A 17,282-nucleotide genomic window follows, 5' to 3' on the forward strand; every position below is an offset into this window, starting at 1 on the left:
GGGGCCGGAATCACGGGGCCGGACTCGCGAGTCCGGGCGGCAGGGTGCGGTCGGCGGTGTTCTGCGGTCTCCTGGAGACGAGGCGCCTCCGGGTCGCCGGGGGCGCGCGCGACGAGAGCGGGTGTTCGCCATGGCCGAGGTCCTGTCGATGCGGTGGACCGGGGTCACACCCGAGCAGTACGACGCCACCCGGGTGGCGGTGGGCTGGGAGGAGCGCGCCCCGGAGGGCGCCCTGATGCACGTGGCCTGGTTCGAGCCGGACGCGCTGCGCGTGGTCGACGTGTGGACGTCACGCGCCGCCTTCGAGCGGTTCTTCGCCGAACGGCTCGCGGCCGCGGTCGCCGAGGCGGGCATCACCGGCGAACCGGAGATGGACTTCCGCCCGCTCCACCGGCGCTACATCGCCCCGGGCGTGACCGGCGCCGCCTGACCGCGACCGCCGCGGGCCGGGTCGTCGCCGCGCGCTCAGTACCGCTGGGCCTGGGCGACCCTGGGCACCAGTGCCTTGTCACGGTCGATCGAGCTGAAGGCCGTGGCCGTGGCCGTCGCTCCCGGGGCGACGTCCTTGATCCCCAGGATCGTGGTGTCCACCACCTGGTCGCCGTCCAGGAACTCCACCTTGATCGCGTAGGAGGCCTTCGAGGACGTACTGTTCACCACCGTCACCAGCGCGGCGTTGAGGCCCGCGGTCTGCGCCTTGGGCAGACCGGTCAGCGTGATGTCCGACAGGGCGTTGCCGGCACCCGCCGTCCCGGACAGCACCGACTGCGCCTCGGCCCGGCCGGCGGCCAGCTGTGCCGAGACGGACGCTTCGAACGAGGCGGCCGCCGCCGACCGCGAGGCCTCGGCCTGGGAGGCCGCGGCGGACGCCGCGGACGCGGCCGCCGAGGCCGATTCCAGCAGCGAGGACTTGGCGGAGGCCACCGAGGAGGGCAGTTCTCCGGAGAACGAGCCGGCGTCCGGGGAGAACGGGCGCGAGGACGCGGTCGAGGGGGCGGTGGACGACGACGAGGAGCACCCGGCGGCGACCAGCACCGAACCGGCGAGCGCGATCGCGGCGAGGCCGGCCCGGCGGTTCGGCCCGCCGCCGGACGCCCGCTCCCGCACCTGGAGGAAACGCTGCATGGGAGATCCGCCTCAGCCTCACGGTCGGACCGCCACCGGCCCGATCCTGCACCCCATCAGCCTCGGCCGGGCGGCCCGCGACCGCCAGCCGGCTTGGTACGCGCAGGTGGCCGGGCCCCGGCCGGGCCGGGGTGCGGCGGGCGCGGCCACCGCGCCACCGCGGCCGCCGCACCCCGGGCTGCGGGGCGGCCACGGGGCGCGGGGCGGCTGCCGGGCGCGGGGCGGGGCGGCGCGGGTCTCGCCGCCCCGGGCAGCAGCCGTCCGAGCGGACGATCGCGACTACTCCGCGTACGGCTGGTCGGCGCCCGGGGCGCTGTAGCCGAGGCTCCAGATGTAGCCGTCCAGGTCGGCGAAGCTGCCGCCGTACCCGCCCCACGGCAGGGCGCCGGCGGGCTTGAGTATCGTCGCGCCGGCCTCCGCCGCCTCCGCGATGATCTCGTCCACCCGCGCCTCGCTGCGGACGACGTAGGTCAGGACCACGCCGCTGAAGCCACTGCCCCCGGCGTCCGTGCCCACCTGGTCGGCCAGACCCTTGCGGTCGTAGAAGCCGACCGGCGAGGCGCCGTCCGACTCGAAGAACACCGAGACACCGAAGTCGTTCTTGATCTTCCAGCCGAGGCCCTCGGTGTAGAACCGCTTGGCGCGGTCCAGGTCCTGGACGCCGAGGAGGATCGAGCTGACGTGCGCTTTCATGCCATGCTCCTTGCTTTCCGGAAGTGGGCGTGCCGAAGGGCCGGGCCGGAACCCGGGCTTCCGTTCGGCGCGCGATCGGCACTCTAGACGTATACGAGCCGCACAACCAGGCCAAGGTCCCTCAACCCGAGCGTGCTTGATCGTCGGTCAGCACTCAAGCGGGGCAGGACCGGAGAAATGTGACAGCCGGTCCGAACTGGTCGACAGACCCTCCGCCGATGGGTGGTGACGGACAGTCATTCCACGGCCGGCGCCTTGGCCAGGGCACGGTCGGCCGCGGCCTGGAGGCTGTCGAGGTCCTCGGCGATCTCCGCGCCGGCCACGGCGTCCGGCAGCTCGTCCTCCATGTACCGCAGGGGGCGGTAGGACAGTCCCAGGAGGGCCCAGACGATCAGCAGCGCCCCGCAGGTGACGAGGAGCAGGCCGGTGCCGCGGCCGGGCCCGGTCCCGAGGACCCGGCCCACGCTGCCCGCCAGTGCCCCTCCCCGGTTCAGCAGCCCGGAGAAGCTCTCCGCGAGGGGCGGAGCGGACAGGAAGGCCAGCGGGGTCATGGCGACGGCGAGCATCTGGTTGGTGGCGAGCACCCGGCCCTGGAGGTCCGGGCCGACCTTGAGCTGGATGATCGCCAGCCAGTGCGCGTTGAGAACGCTCATCGACGCCCACCAGACGAGTGCGCCCACGGCCGCCAGGGTCACCGACGGCCGCAGGCCGACCAGGACGACGCCCAGCCCGACGCCGCCCACGAACCCCACCATGCCGGTCGCCCGCCGCGCGGTGCCGCCCCAGAGCGCCACCACCAGGCTGCCCGCCACGGCACCCGCGCCGCCGACCGCGGTGACCACGCCCACCGCGGTGGTGCCGCTGAAGGAGAGCACGCTCGGGACCGTCAGCGTCACCGCGAGCGTGCCCAGGTAGTTCTCCACCATGAAGAACCCGATCATGACCAGCAGCGGACGGCGCCGGGCCAGGAACCGCCAGCCGCCCACGACGGTCCGGGCGAAGGACTCCTCCTGCCGACGGAAGAGCCGGTCCGGGAAGCGCACCCGCAGCAGCGCGGCCAGGCCGACCAGGAACGACGCCACGTCGACGGCCACCACCCAGGGCAGGCCGACCAGTCCGATCAGCGCGCCACCGGCCAGCGGGGCGATCAGCGTCCCCAGGCCGGCACCGAGGTTGGCCAGCCCGTTGGCCTGCACCAGGTACGGCTTGGGCACCAGCTGGGCGACGGCCGCCAGATAGGCCGGCCGCCGGAACGCGGTCACCAGCGACATGACGCCCACGATCAGACCGACCTGGGAGAGCCCCAGGCTGCCGCTCCACAGTGCGACCACCAGGGACACCGTGGCGGCCGCGGAGACGGCGTCGCAGGCGAGCATCACCCGGCGCCGGTCGATCCGGTCCGCCACCGCGCCGCCCAGCGGCCCCGCGACGATCGCCGGCAGCATGGCGAGCATGCTGATCAACGCGTAGTCGAGGACCCGCCCGCTGCGCTGGTAGGCCCAGACGCCGAGGGCGAACGAGGTCAGCGCGCTGCCGATCAGGGAGACCGTCTGTCCCGCGGCGACGAGGTAGAAGTCCCTGAGGTCGCGCCGTGCCCTCCCGCCGACGACCGTGACGTCCGCGACCGGCTCCGGCAGCAGGCCGTCGGCCCAGGCACCGAGCCGGTCGCCGACCAGCGCGGCGAGCTGAGCGGCCTGGTGCTTGAGGAAGTAGTGGCCCGCACGGGGGAGGGTCACCAGCTCCACCCGGTCGGCGAACGCTCCCCACTCCGCGAACCGCTCCTGGTAGAGCTCCGTGGACCGGTCGCGTTCACCGATCAGGCAGAGCACCGGGGCCCGCAGCCGACGGGCGTCCGGCCGGGTCAGTTCGCCGGTGAACCAGCCCTGTGCCTGGTCCACGTCGTGGCGCAGCGCCCGGAGCATGGTCCGCTGTGCCGCGTCGGCCGCCTCGCCGGTGCCGTTGCCGGTCCCCGCGCCGCTGCCGGTCCCGTCGCCGTCGCCGGTCCCCGCGCCGTCGTCGTCGATGCCGCCGAGGGTGCGCAGGAAGTCCCGGTAGGCCCGGTCCGACGTCCAGCGGGTGGCCGGGAACCTGGCACGCAGCCAGGTCGAGAGCCGGCCCGGCAGCCGCGCGCCGGGGAAGCTGCCGCCGACCAGCAGGCCGGTCACCGGGACGCCCCCGGCCTCCAGGCGCAGCGCGAGTTCGGTGGCCGCGGCCGAGCCGACGCAGTGGCCGTACACCACCACCGGGCCGGGGCCGGTTCCAGGAGCCGGTCCGGCCGGCCCGGCCCGCTCGGCCAGTTCGGCGACGACCCGGTCGACCAGCTCGGCCAGCGGGAGCAGCGGCTCGTCCGGGCGGGCCGGATCGTGTCCCGGCAGTTCCACCGCCAGCACGGCCGCACCGGGCATCGCCGTCGCCAGTTCCGCGGCGAGCGGGCCGTAGGCGGCCGCCGAACCTCCGCCGTAGGGGAGGCAGACCACGGTGACGGTCGGCGTCCGGCCGGGCGGCGGACCCGCCAGGCGGTGCAGCAGGCGGCGCTCGCCGTCGGCCCCGCCCGCCTCGGTCGCGTCGAGGAACGCGGCCAGCTCACGGACGGTCGGCCGGGTGAACAGGTCGATCACCCGGAGCGTCGGATCGATGGCCCGGACCGCGCGCACCGCCCGGAAGGAGTCGCCGCCGAGGGCGAAGAAGTCGTCGTCGATCCCGATGCCCACATCGGGACCGGCACCGGCATCGGTGCCGGTGCCGGTGCCCGTGGCGGTGCCCGTGGCGGTGCCGGTGCCGTCGGCCGGGCCCGGTCCGAGGACCAGTGCCCAGGCCCTGGCGACGCGCAGCTCGGTGGGCGTGCTCGGGGCGATGCGCGCGGTGCCCGGCGTCTGCTCCGGTGCGGGCAGGGCCGACCGGTCCACCTTCCCGTTGGGGTTGAGCGGCAGCGCGGGGAGCACGACGACCGCCGAGGGCACCATGTAGTCGGGCAGCCGCCCGCGCAGGGCCGTCCGCACTCGGGCCACGTCCACGGCGGCCCCGGGAACCGCGGGAGTGACCCAGGCGGCGAGCCGTCCGGCGTGGGCCTCGCCCACCGGCAGCACCACCGCCTCGGCGAGCTCCGGCAGCTCCCGCAGTGCCGTGGCCACCTCGCCCGGCTCCACCCGGAAGCCGCGGATCTTGACCTGGTCGTCGACCCGCCCGAGGAACTCGAACAGTCCGGCCCCGGTGAGCCGGACCCGGTCCCCGGAGCGGTAGCACCGTGCTCCGCCGGTCACCGGGTCGGGGACGAAACGCTCGTCGGTCAGATCGGGGCGGCCGAAGTAGCCGCGCGCCACGCTCGGCCCGCCGATCCACAGCTCGCCGGGCACCCCGGCCGGGAGCGGCCTGCCGTCGGGGTCGACCACCCAGCAGTCCACGCCGGCCAGCGGCCGGCCGATCGGCACCGTCCCCGAACGCCGCTCCGGCGGCGTCTCCTCCACGGCGCAGCCGAGCACCGACACGGTGGTCTCGGTGGGGCCGTAATGCACCTGCACGGCCAGCTCGGGCCGCGCGGTCCGGACCCTGGCCACCAGGTCCCACGAGCAGGCCTCGCCCGCGAGGACGAGCAGCTTGCGCGGCAGCACCCGGCCGAGGTCCCCGTGGGCGGCGAGCAGTTCCAGGTGGCTCGGCACCATTTTGACCGCGTCGACGGGGTGCGTCTCCAGGTACTCCCCGTAGGCCTCCGGGTCGGTCGCCACCTCACGGTCCACCAGGTGCACCGTGCCACCGGTGGCCAGTGCCCCGAACAGGTTGGTCAGGCCGAGGTCCGCCGCGTGGGTCGACACCAGGGCGAACGAGCCTCCCGCGACGTCGTGGTCGGCCAGTCGCTCCGACACCGCGTGCAGATAGTGGGTGATCTGCCGGTGCTCGACCGTGACGCCCTTGGGGCGGCCGGTCGAGCCCGAGGTGAAGATCAGATAGGCCGGCGCGGCCGGGTCGACGGGCACGCCGGGTGCTCCGTCGGACGGTTCCGCCGCCCCCTCCGGTGCGGACGGATCGTCGATCACGAGCAGTTCCGGGGCGGTGCCGGCCGGGTCCGGGCCGCCGCGCCCCGGGAGGCGCTCGGCGAACTCCCGTTCCGCGAGGACGACTCGCGCGCCGGCCGTGGTCAGGATGTCGGCCAGGCGGTCGTCCGGGTACGCCGGGTCGAGCGGCAGGTAGATCGCGCCGGCCTTGAGGACGGCGAGCAGGGCGACCACGAGTGGTGTCCGTCGGTCGGCCAGCACGGCGACCGGGGCCGGCTCCGGCGATCCGTCCCCGGCCGTGGGCAGTCGGTCCGCGAGCAGCTGGTGCGCGAGCAGCCGGCGCGCGAGCCGGTTCGCCCGCCGGTCCAGCTGCCCGTAGGTCAGTTCACCGTCGGGGCCCACGACCGCCGTCGCGTCGGGCCGTTCGGCCGCCCAGCGCTCGACCAGGCTGTGCAGCGGCCGGGTGAGGTCGAACTCCCGGCGAGGCCCGGACAGCAGCGGTCCGTCCACCGGTTCCAGCGGCACTTCGCGCACGGGGCGGTCGAGATCGGACAGCACGCCGTCCAGCAGCGCCGCGTACCACTCGGTGATCCGCCGCGCGGTGTGCCGCTCGAAGAGGTCGGTCCGGTAGATCAGCGACCCCTCGTAGGTGTCGCCCGTATCGTGGGCCTCTACTGCGGTGCGGGCCTCGCCTGCGGTGCGGGCGTCATGTGCGGCCCGGGCGTCGCCCCGGCCGCTCGGCGTGGTGGCCGTGAACGCCAGGTTCAGGTCGAACTTGGCCGATGTCGCCGGCGGCGCGAACACCCTCGCGGCCAGGCCCGGGAAGCGCGGCGCCGCCGAGGGGGTGTCGATGACGTTGAGAAGGACCTGGAAGATCGGCGTGGTGGAGAGGTCGCGGACCGGGCGCAGCCGGTCGACGATCCGCTCGAACGGGACCTCGGTGCGGGCGAAGGCCTCCAGCGCCACGTCGCGCACGCGCTTCAGCAGCTCCCGGCCGCTCGGCCCGCCCGACAGATCGGTCCGCACGGTGAGTGTGTTGACGAAGAGGCCGATCGTGCGCTCGGTGTCGGGATGCCGTCGCCCCGCCTCGGGCACACCGACCGGTACGTCGTCGACGCCCGACAGCCGGGCCAGCAGCTCCTGCCAGACCGCGAGCAGCACCATGAACGGCGTGCAGCCTGCCTCGGCGGCCCGCCCGCGCACCTTGGCGGTCAGGGCGGGAGGCAGGACCACCGGCAGCTCCGCGCCCGCCCGGTCCGCGACGGGCGGGCGGGGCCGGTCGGTGGGCAGGTCGAGGACCGGCTCCAGGCCGGACAGCGCGCGGACCCACCAGCTCAGGTCGGCCTCGGCGCGGTCCCCTTCCTCCGGCCGCCGGGAGAGCCAGTGCGCGTAGTCCGCGTACTGGACCGACGGCGGCGCGGGAGGCTCTGCCGAACCGGTCCGGGCCGCGTAGAGCGCCGCCAGTTCCGTCACCGCCACCGTTCTCGACCAGGCGTCGAAGGCGATGTGATGGACCATCAGCGCCAGCACGTGCTCCTCGGTGCCGAGTCGGAGCAAGGTCGCCCGCAGGGGCGGTTCCACGGCCAGGTCGAACGGTCTGCGCAGGTCCTCGCGCAGGAGGCGGTCGAGCGACTCCCGCCCGCCCGGCCCGGTGAGATCGGTCTCGGTCAGTGGCACCGTGTCCGCCGGGACGGCCACGGTCGCCGGTTCGCCGTCGGCCTCGACGATCAGGCTCCGCAGGACCAGGTGCCGTTCGGCGAGGTCCCGCACCGCGCCCAGGAGCGCGGCGCGGTCCAGCGGTCCGCGCAGGTGCAGCGCGACCGGGATCTGGTAGGCGGTGCTCTCCGGATCCAGCTGGGTGAGGAACCACAGCCGTGCCTGTGCGGCCGACAGCGGGGCCGGGGCGTCCCCGTCCGGCCGGGCGGGTATCGCCGGGGTGCCGGCGGCGGCGGTGCGGCGGGCCGCGGCCAGCCGGGCACGCAGGGCGTCGGCGAGCCGGGGGTCCCGCCGGCCGGCGGACAGCTCGGTCATGCGGCACCGCCGGCGGGGCGGGAAGCGGGGGTGACGGGAGTGACGGGGGCGGCGAGGTCTGGCGAACCGGCGGGGCCTCGCGAATCGGCGGGGCCGGGCGCCGCGACGAGGTCGGCCAGCAGCAGCGCCTCCAGCCCGGCCGCGAAGTCGGCCAGGACCGGGTGCTCGAACAGCAGCCGCACCGGCACCGCGAGGTCCAGCGCCGCCATCAGCCGGCCCGCGACCCGGGTGGCCGCCAGCGAGTGCCCGCCGAGCGCGAAGAAGTCGTCGTGGGCACCGACTCCGGCGACACCGAGCACCGTCTCCCACACCTCGGCCGCCAGCAGTTCGGCATCGGTCCGCGGGGCGATCCGGTCGCGCGCGGAGTCGTCGGCGGAGTCACCGGCCGAGTCGTGGCCGGATCCGCGGGCGGGCGCGGGGAGGGCGCCCCGGTTCACCTTGCCCGAGGCCGTCAGGGGCAGGGCGTCCAGCACGACCCAGCGCCGGGGCACCATGTGGTCCGGCAGGCGGGTGTGCAGGCGCTCCTCGACCTCGGACGTGCTGACGGCGCTCGCGGCCGGTCCCACCGCGAGATAGCCGACCAGGTGGGCGTCCGCTCCGCCGCCGCGGAGCACGACGGCGGCGTCCGCCACCGCCGGTTCGGTGCGCAGGGCGGTCTCGATCTCGCCGAGTTCGATCCGGTGGCCGCGCAGCTTCACCTGCTGGTCCCGGCGGCCCCGGAAGTCGAGGGTGCGTTCCCCCGCGGACCCCCGTGGTCGCCAGCGGGCCAGGTCACCGGTCCGGTAGCGCCGCCCGGCGGGTGCGACCGGATCCGTGGCGGACGGTTCCGCGACGAACCGACCCGCGACGAACCGGTCCGTGACGAACGCCGCCGCGGTCGCGTCCGGCCGGTTGCGGTAGCCCCTGGCGACGCCCGCACCACCGATCCACAGCTCCCCGGTCACGCCCGGCGGCACCAACCGGCCCATGGCGTCCAGCACATAGGCCGTCTCCCCGGGCAGCGGGCGGCCGATCGGCACCGCCTCCCCCACCGGCGTCACCACCCGAGCCGCGGTCGAGTAGACCGTACTCTCGGTGGGCCCGTACGCGTTCCACAACTCCCCTGTCCGGGATATGAGTTCGTCGGCCAGGTCGGGGTCCATCGGCTCGCCGATGCTGACCACGCGCACCCCCGGCGCCGACCATCCGGCGGCGACCAGCATCCGGAGCGTCGTCGGTGTGGCGGTCATCAGGGTCACCCCGGACCGCTCGACGAACCGTGCGACGGCGTAGCCGTCCACCGCGGCCTCGCGGTCCAGTACCGCCAGCCGGAGCCCGCAGGCCAGCGCGACCCAGAGCTCGAACCCGAACACGTCGAAGGCCGGGGACGTGAGCCCCAGCATCACGTCGTCGGACCGGACCCCCGGCGTGATCCGCATCGCGGCCACGAAGGCCGCCAGGTTCGCGTGGGTGACCTCCACCCCCTTGGGCAGGCCGGTCGAACCGGAGGTGTACAGCACATAGGCCAGCCCCTCGGGGGGCGGCTCGGGCAACGCCCCGGGCCGTGCCTCGGGCAGTGCCACCGGCCCCGCGGGTGGACTTTGCAAAGTCCCCGAACACTTTGCAAAGTGCGCAGCGCACTTTGCAAAGTGCACCCACACGGGCCCGGGGCTGCCCGGGACGCCCAGATCGAGGAGACCTGCGCCGACCGCCTCGGCCAGTTCACCGGCGAGCGCAAGGGTGTCCCCGGCGGCGACGACGACGGTCGCCCCGGAGTCCGCGAGTTGGGCGCGCAGCCGTTCGACGGGCTGGTCCGGCTCCAGGGGGAGGTAGGCCGCACCGGCCCGCAGGACGCCGAGCAGGGCCGCGGGGAGGTAGCGGTCGCGGGGAAGGCAGACCCCGACGGTGAACGACCCCGCCGGTTCCGCCCCGGGCTCGAACGCCGTTGCCGTTGTTTCGGTCGCCGTTGCCGCCGTCGCGCTCGCCGCCGCCGTTGTGCTCGCCGTTGCCGTCGCCGCCGACCCCGCGAGCAGGGCCTCGGCCACCCGCCGGGACCGTTCGGCCAGTTCCGCGTAACCGAGTTCGCCGGCCGCGTCGGAGACGGCCACCGCGGCAGGCCGCCGGGCGGCCTGTTCGAGCACGGCCGCCACCACGGTCGCCGGCCGGTCGGCCGGCAGCGGGGCTCCGGTGCCGGCGGCGAGCAGTTCGGCCCGCTCGGCCGCGCTCACCAGCTCCAGGGCCGCCAGCGGAAGGTCCGGATCGGCCGCCGCGGCGCACAGGATCCGGAGCAGCCGGTCGGCGAACGCCTCCGCGTCGGCCTGGCCGAACCGCTCCGCGTCGTACGCGATCCGCAGCTCGAGCCCCAGCACCGTCTCGTTGACGAACACGGTCAGCGGTGCCTGCGTGCCGCCACCGGTCGCCTCACCGAGCAGTTCCAGCCGGACTCCGTCGTGCTCCACCGCCACCGGAAGGCCGGCCGGCTGGAACGAGAGCACGACCGGGGTGCCCATCGTTCCCCGGGGGTGCTCGACGCCGGCCGCTTCGAAGGCCTGCTGCACCGTGAACCCCGGATGGTCCATGACGCGGGCCGTGGTGGCGGCGGCACGGCCGACGGCACTCCGGAAGGACTCTCCCTCCGCCAGCCCCAGCCTGATCGGGCTGATCCCGACCAGCGGCCCGACGACCGCCTCCAGCTCGGGGTGCGCCCGGTGCGCCACGGCCGCGCCGAGGACGACGTCGGAACGGCCGGTGAGGCCGGCGACCAGCACACCGAGCGCGGTCAGGAAGGTCGCGAACGGGGTGGATCCGCAGTCCGCCGCGAGTTCGCGCAGCGCGGCCGCCGTCCCGGCGTCGAGGGGACGGGCCAGCCGTTCGCCGCCCGGTCCACCGGGGGCCGCGGACGGGTCGGGCAGCAGGTCGTGCGGCGGGACGGCGTCCGCGAGCTCCCGGGCCCAGAAGGCCCGCAGCTCCTCGACCCGATCCGGCCCGGCGACCGACGCGCGCTCGTACAGCGCGAGGTCACCGACCTGGACGGACGGCGGCGCGAGGTCCGAACCGCCGGCCCGGCCCGCCAGGCCGGCGGCCAGCTCCGACATCAGTACCCCGATGGACCAGCCGTCGAACGCCACGTGGTCGGTCACGACGACCAGTTCGGCGTCCACCTCGTCGAGCCGCAGCAGCGTGGCCCGCAGCAGCGGGGTCTCGGCGGCGAGGTCGAACACGTGGCTCGCGGCCGCGCGCGTCAGCTCGGCCGCCTGCTTCCCCCGCTCCGGCCCGGGCAGGCCCCTGAGGTCGTGCTCCTCGAACGGCACCGGGCTCGGCGCGCGGACCGAGGCGACCGGTTCCCCGTCGACCGCCCGGCCGGTGGCATCCCCCGCGGCACCGGCCGACACAGCACCGGCCGACACCGCACCGGTGGGCACAGTACCGGCCGTCGGGCCGCCGACGAGTCCACCGTCGGCCAGTACCACGCTGCGCAGCACCTCGTGCCGCTCGACCACCCCGTCCAACGCGGCCCGCAGCCGCGCCGTGCCCGGCAGTCCGCGCAGGCGCAGCCGGAAGGCGATGGTGGTGGCGCCCTCGCCGGAACCGATCTGCCGCAGCAGCCACATCCCCTGCTGCGCGGCCGTCAGCGGGTAACTGTCCCGCCCGGTGTGACGGACCAACGCGGGTCCGGGCGCGCTGCCCGGGCGGTCGGCCGGCCCGGTCCGCAGCAGTGCGGCGAGCCCGGCGACCGTGGGTGCGGCGAGGAACTCGGTCAGCGACACGGCCGTGCCGAAGTCCCGGCCCAGGACGGCGCAGAGGCGGGCGGCCGCCAGCGAGTGCCCGCCGAGCGCCCCGAAGTCGTCGTGCACACCGACCTCCGTCGGGGCGAGCCCGAGGACATCGGCGACGGTCCCCGCGATCCGCCGTTCGGTGCCGGTGCGCGGGGCGGCGTACTCGGTGTCGACCGCCCGGCCGAACTCCACCGCGGCCAGCGCGGCGCGATCGGTCTTGCCGGTCGGTCCGACCGGCAGCCGGTCGAGGACGGCGATCCGGGAGGGGACCAGGTGCTCCGGCAGCCGGTCCCGCAGCCAGGAGCGGAGCCGCACCCCGGTGAGGGTCCGGTCGGCCGACTCCGCGCAGGCCAGCAGGATCCGGGTGCCGTCCTCGTCGGCCGGTGCCAGTGCCACGGCGTGCTGGACGGCCGGGTGCCCCGCGAGCACCGCCTCGACCTCGCCCAGCTCGATCCGGAAGCCGCGGACCTTCACCTGGTCGTCGATCCGCCCGGCGAAGTGGTGCAGCCCGTCGATCCGCCGGACCAGGTCGCCGGTCCGGTAGTGCCGCACCCCGGCGGCGTCCGTGACGAACCGTTCGGCCGTCAGCCCGGGCCTGCCCAGGTAGCCCCGGCCGACCAGCGGACCGGACACCCAGAGCTCGCCGGTCCCGCCGTCGTCCAGCGGGTTCCCGGCGCCGTCGCGCACCGAGAGCCCGCTCCCCGCGTAGGCCGACCCGATCGGCGGCTCCTCGCGTCCGACCGCGGGCACCTCGTACGTCAGACAGCTCACGGTGCACTCGGTCGGACCGTAGCTCTGGACGACCCGCCCTACGCCGGGGTTGGCGTGGATCCGGTCCGCCAGGGCCCGGGTGAGCGGTTCGCCGCCCGCCCGGACGGTGCGCACGCCCGGCGGCAGCGGCTCGCGTACCAGCGCGGCCAGCGCGGACGGCGTGCCGTAGACCGTCGTGACCCGGTCCCGCGCGGGGAGGGCGGACAGCGCGAGCAGGTTCTCGGCCAGGATCACCGTGCCGCCGCGGAGCAGCGGGAGGAACAGCTGTGTCACGGAGGGGTCGAAGCAGACGGAGGTCGCGGCCAGCATTCCGCGGAGTTCGGCGGCCGAGTACACGGACGACTCCCACTCCAGCAGGGCCGCCACGTTGCGGTGCTCGACCACCACCCCCTTGGGCCGTCCGGTCGATCCCGAGGTGTACATCACGTAGGCGGCGTCCGTCGGCTCGCCGTCGTCGGCGGCACCGGGGCCGGCCGGGTCGTCGGCGCCCGTGACCACCGTCCCGACCTCCAGCAGGTCGACGCCGGTCGCCCGGAGGGCCTCGCCGCAGCGCCGTAGGACGGCCGCCGACGAGACCAGGTGCGACATCCCGGAGTCGGCGACGACGAACGCCGTCCGGTCCGCCGGGTACGCGGGATCCAGCGGCACGTAGGCCGCACCGGCCTTCCAGATCCCCAGCAGCGCGGGGACCAGCCATGTGTCGCGCTCCAGGCACACGCCCACCGAAGCACCCCGCCCGACCCCCAGCCGGCGCAGCTCGCGGGCCACCGCCCCGGCCCGCCGGTCGAGTTCCGCGTACGTGATCCCGACCGTCCCCACCAGTACGGCGATCTCGTCCGGAACCCGTACCGCCGTCTCCTCGAACGCCCGATGAACCAGGCCCGTCCCGAACGTGCCGGCCGACGCCATTGTCGATCCCCCCTCGTGAACCTGCCATGACACCACAACGGGCCCCGCCGAGCGTCCCGGTGCGATCGAACGTCGAGCGCCGGTCGGCTCTCGACGCAGCTGTGCGCACACGGTCGAGCAGCCCACGGAGGCTCGGCCCGGAGCCGTTCGGGGGCGGGCTCCCAGCGGCGCGCCCACCGTACTGGCCCGCCTCCGGCGGGGTCCAGGGTTGTGATCGTCAGGAACATGCCGCGAGCACGACGACGCACGGGAGGAGCGGTCTCCCACCCGAACGACCGGCCACCGGACACGTCTGACGCCCCATCGGAACCGGACGCGGCCCGGTGGCCGGAACCGGGCGGCCGGAACCGGGCGGCCGAGCGGCCCCCGGTCCGGCGCGGGCGGGTTCGGCCGCTCAGGCCCCGGCGGCGGTGCGGACGGCAGCCTCGAGGGAGAGCGCCGCGCCCTCCTCGAATGCGGCGTCGAAGCCTTCCGCGCCGAGGGCTGCGCGGACCGCCGAAGTGATCCGGTCCACGTCCGCGCGCTCACCGGACGGAAGCGGGCCGCCGGCGCTGCGGCGGGCGGCGTCGGCGGCACCGAGGAGCAGCGCCGCCCGGGCGAACCCCTCGGTGCCGCCGGCGGCCGCGGCCGCGCCGGCGGTGCCCTCCAGGGAGAGGGCGAGAGCGCGCGGCTCGGCCGACTGCCGGGCGTGCGCCAGACCGCGCGCCTGGTGGGCCGCGGCCTCGGCGGGCAGGCCGCGCAGTTCGGCGACGAAACCGAGCTCCACCTCGATCAGGTGCCGTCCCGCGGTCGACGACGGGTAGTCGTCCCGCATCGCCCCGAGGTGGCGCTCCGCGTCGTCGAGGTCGCCGGCGCGGCGCGCGCCGAGTGCGAGTCCCATGATCGCGAAGACCTCGCCGAAGACGTGCCCCTGCTCGGCCGCCGCACGGCGGGCCCGCTCGTGGAGCAGCCGGGCCCGTTCCCAGTCACCCGCGAGGAGTGCGAGGCGGCCCAGGCCGGCGAGACAGTCGGAGGCTTCCACGGCCAGGCCGAGTTCCTCCGCGAGCCGCAGCCCGACGGTGTGGCGGGCCTCGGCGCCGGCGTAATCGCCCTCGATCTCCGCGAGTGCGGCGAGCGGTGGAACGGTCTGCAACTCTCCCCAGGCGTCGCCGAGTTCACGGAACTCTCCGGCGGCGGCACGGCCGTGACGACGGGCCGCCCCGAGGTCCCCGACGGCCAGTGCGGTGCGGGCCAGCAGGGCGCGCACGGCGGCGGTGCCCCAGCGGTCGCCGCCGGCGGCGCAGTGCTCCAGGGCGCGGGTGCCGGTCGCTTCCGCCGCGACCGGGTCACCCGCGTGGTGCAGGCCGTAGGCGAACAGCCAGAGCGCCCGGCCGCGTCGCACCGGGTCGCCGATGTCCGCCTCGGGGCAGTCCCGATCGGGCGGACGGTCGCCGGTGAGCATGGCGAACGCGCTGTACAGGAGCCGGAGTTCGGCGAGGGTCGCGGCGGGGACAGCAGGCGGAGCGGGAGCGGCGGGCGTCACCGGGGCGGCGGGAGCGGCCGGGGCCTCCAGGACGGCGGCGGGAGCGGCCGGGGCCTCCAGGACGGCGGCGAGCGCACGCCGGGCCTCGTGGAGGCGGCCGCGCAGCAGCCACCACGGGCACAGTGCGACGGCGGTGCGGGCGGCGCCGTCCCGGTCACCGACCCGCAGCAGGTGGTCGAGAGCGGCCCGGGTGTTGGCGGACTCCGCGTCCAGCCGCACGAGTTGGAGCCGCTGTCCCGGTCCGCGCAACCCCGCCCCGGCCTGAACGGCCAGCTCCTGGAAGTACCCGGCGTGGCGAGCGGCGGTGTCCGCGAACTCTCCCGCCTCGTGGAGCCGGTCGCGGGCGTAGGCGGCGACGGATTCGAGCAGGTCGTAGCGCGGGCCTCCACCGGTGTGCACCGCCTCGACGAGCGAGCGGTCGACCAGTCGGCCGACCAGGTCGAGGACGTCGTCGCGGTCGATGCCGGACGCCGCGCACACCGCCTCGGCCGCCGGCAGGGAGCACCCGCCCACGGGAAGGGCCAGCCGTTGCAGCACGGTCCGCTCGGGCGGGGTGAGGAGGTCCCAGCTCCAGTCGATCACCGCGCGCAGGGTCTGCTGCCGGGCCGGGAGCCCGCGCTGCCCGGAACCGAGAATCCGGAACCGGTCGCCGATCCGGGCCGCCAGCTCCCGCACACCCATGGCCCGGACCCGGGTGGCCGCGAGTTCCAGGGCGAGCGGGATGCCGTCCAGACGGTGGCAGATCTCGGCCACGGCGGCCCGGGTCCCGTCGCCGTCCTGCTCTCCGTCCTGCGGCGCGGTAACGGCCCCCTCCGTACGCCCGGCGATCCCGGCGCTCCCGGTGGTTCCGGCGGGCGGGACGAACCCGGGCGCGGCCGCGCTGGCCCGTTCGACGAACAGCCGGGCGGCGGCGACCGGGTCGAGCGGGGGCACCGGGAACACCGCCTCGCCGGGAAGCCGCAGCGACTCCCGGCTGGTGGCCAGGACGGTCAGCCCCGGTGCGTCGTCCAGCAGGTTCGCGACGAGGTCCGCGGCCGGCTCGATCACGTGCTCGCAGTTGTCCAGGACGAGCAGGAGCCGGCGCCCGCGCAGGACGGCGGACAAGGCCGGGACGGGGCCGGCCCGGTGCGCGGCCGGCCCGGCGACCTGACGGAGACCGAGCGCCGTGGCCACCGCCTGGGCGAGGTCGGCGGCATCGGCGGGAAGGGCCGCGAGTTCGACGAACCGGACCCCGTCGGGTGCGTCGGCCTCCGTACCGTCCGCGAGCCGGCGGGCGAGGGCCAGCGCGAGCCGCGTCTTGCCCACTCCCCCGGGGCCGGTCAGTGTGACCAGCCGCTCGGTGCGGACGAGACGGGCGAGGGCCTCCAGCGCGGGGCCGCGCCCGACCAGTGCGGTCCGCGGGGCAGGCAGGTCCGCACGGTGGACGGCGTCCGGCTCCGCCTCCCGGCCGGCGGCGCTGCGGGCAGAACCGTCGGCTCCGGGTCCGGTTCCAGCACCGGGGCCGACTCCGGCACCGGCACCGAGGCCGAGGCCAGGGCCGGGGCCGGGGCCGGGGGACTCGACAAGTGGGCCGGCCGGGGCGGGCCGGAGCCGCGCCGCGGCCCCCGCGGGCCGCAGGAAGGCGTCCTGCCGCAGGATCGCCTCGTACAGCGCCGACACCTCGGGGCTCGGGTCGAGCCCCAGCTCGTCGGCCAGCAGGCTCCGCAGCGCGCCGTAGGCGGCGACCGCCTCGCTCTGGCGGCCGGCCCGGTAGAGGGCCCGCATCTGCACGGCTCGCAGCCGCTCGCGCAAGGGATGACGGTCCACCAGCTCGGCCACCTCGCCGAGCAGCCGCGGATCGTCGGAGTCCAACCGGGCCTCCGCCAGCTCCTCGACGACGGCGAGCCGCTCCTCGGCCAGGCGCTGAGCGGCCGGGCGGACGAAGTCCTCGTCGGCGAAGTCGGCGTACGGGTCTCCGCGCCACAGGGCGAGCGCCCGGGTGAGCACCGCCGCCCGGGCGGGTGCGTCGGTCTCCTCGCGGGCCCGCCCGGCCAGCCACCGGAAGTCGGCGGCGTCGAGCTCGGCGGCACCGCCGTCGAGCCGGAGCCGGTACCCGGCCGGCTGGTGGGTCACCCGGTCGCGGCCGATCGCCCGGCGCAGCTGGGAGACCTTGGCCTGGAGCGCGTTGGCCGGGTTGGCGGGGACGGCCTCACCCCAGATGTCGTCGACCAGGAGGTCCGCCGACACCGGCCGTCCCTCGTGCAGCAACAGGTCGGCGAGCAGGGCGCGCACCTTGGTCTCGGGCACCCGGACGGGCGCACCGTCGTCGTCCCACACGGCCAACGGACCGAGCACCCCGAACCTCATGACAGCACCCTACACAGAGTTGATCATCAGCCGGTCGGCCCGGTCGGCCGCCGGTCGCTGCGGGACCGGCACCGGGTCGCCGCCCGACCGTCGGCGGACCCTCAGCGAACCGTCAGTGGACCCGAAGCGGCCCGGGGGATC

The 17,282-nt window shown here is 75.9% G+C and carries 6 protein-coding genes; 1 reads left to right on the top strand and 5 read right to left on the bottom strand.

Annotation, left to right across the window (positions count from 1 at the left end; all coding sequences use genetic code 11):
- The first annotated feature begins 130 nt into the window (after window positions 1–130).
- Entirely contained in the window at window positions 131–430 is a 300-nt protein-coding gene (locus ACIPYS_RS28595; RefSeq protein ID WP_093864619.1) for a hypothetical protein, read from the top strand.
- Between the two features lie 35 nt (window positions 431–465).
- On the opposite strand, the gene ACIPYS_RS28600 is transcribed toward ACIPYS_RS28595, so the two are convergent.
- From ACIPYS_RS28600 to ACIPYS_RS28620, 5 genes are all read right to left on the bottom strand, one after another.
- Complete coding sequence (locus ACIPYS_RS28600) at window positions 466–1,125, bottom strand: hypothetical protein (protein ID WP_400751255.1); 660 nt, start codon at window positions 1,123–1,125, stop codon at window positions 466–468.
- A gap of 279 nt (window positions 1,126–1,404) precedes the next feature.
- Window positions 1,405–1,818 carry a VOC family protein gene (locus ACIPYS_RS28605; protein WP_093858698.1) on the bottom strand — a complete coding sequence of 138 codons (414 nt, stop codon included), beginning with the start codon at window positions 1,816–1,818 and terminating at the stop codon, window positions 1,405–1,407.
- Window positions 1,819–2,054: 236 nt separating this feature from the next.
- On the bottom strand, window positions 2,055–7,838 hold the full coding sequence (locus ACIPYS_RS28610; protein ID WP_400751259.1) for an amino acid adenylation domain-containing protein: 5,784 nt from the start codon (window positions 7,836–7,838) through the stop codon (window positions 2,055–2,057).
- Window positions 7,835–13,273, bottom strand: coding sequence for an amino acid adenylation domain-containing protein (locus ACIPYS_RS28615; RefSeq protein ID WP_400751262.1), 5,439 nt, complete (start codon window positions 13,271–13,273; stop codon window positions 7,835–7,837). The genes ACIPYS_RS28610 and ACIPYS_RS28615 overlap by 4 nt, the downstream gene beginning before the upstream one ends.
- Before the next feature lie 394 nt (window positions 13,274–13,667).
- Window positions 13,668–17,141, bottom strand: a complete 3,474-nt coding sequence (locus ACIPYS_RS28620) for an AfsR/SARP family transcriptional regulator (protein WP_400751265.1) — start codon at window positions 17,139–17,141, stop codon at window positions 13,668–13,670.
- Window positions 17,142–17,282: the final 141 nt, after the last annotated feature.

It is taken from the genome of Kitasatospora sp. NPDC089913 (assembly GCF_044748625.1).
Lineage (GTDB): Bacteria > Actinomycetota > Actinomycetes > Streptomycetales > Streptomycetaceae > Kitasatospora.

What these genes read in the sequence shown, in the direction of transcription:
- ACIPYS_RS28615 (WP_400751262.1), bottom strand. Translation starts at nt 13,273, where the DNA reads ATGGCGTCGGCCGGCACGTTCGGGACGGGCCTGGTTCATCGGGCGTTC.
- ACIPYS_RS28620 (WP_400751265.1), bottom strand. Translation starts at nt 17,141, where the DNA reads ATGAGGTTCGGGGTGCTCGGTCCGTTGGCCGTGTGGGACGACGACGGT.
- ACIPYS_RS28605 (WP_093858698.1), bottom strand. Translation starts at nt 1,818, where the DNA reads ATGAAAGCGCACGTCAGCTCGATCCTCCTCGGCGTCCAGGACCTGGAC.
- ACIPYS_RS28610 (WP_400751259.1), bottom strand. Translation starts at nt 7,838, where the DNA reads ATGACCGAGCTGTCCGCCGGCCGGCGGGACCCCCGGCTCGCCGACGCC.
- ACIPYS_RS28600 (WP_400751255.1), bottom strand. Translation starts at nt 1,125, where the DNA reads ATGCAGCGTTTCCTCCAGGTGCGGGAGCGGGCGTCCGGCGGCGGGCCG.
- ACIPYS_RS28595 (WP_093864619.1), top strand. Translation starts at nt 131, where the DNA reads ATGGCCGAGGTCCTGTCGATGCGGTGGACCGGGGTCACACCCGAGCAG.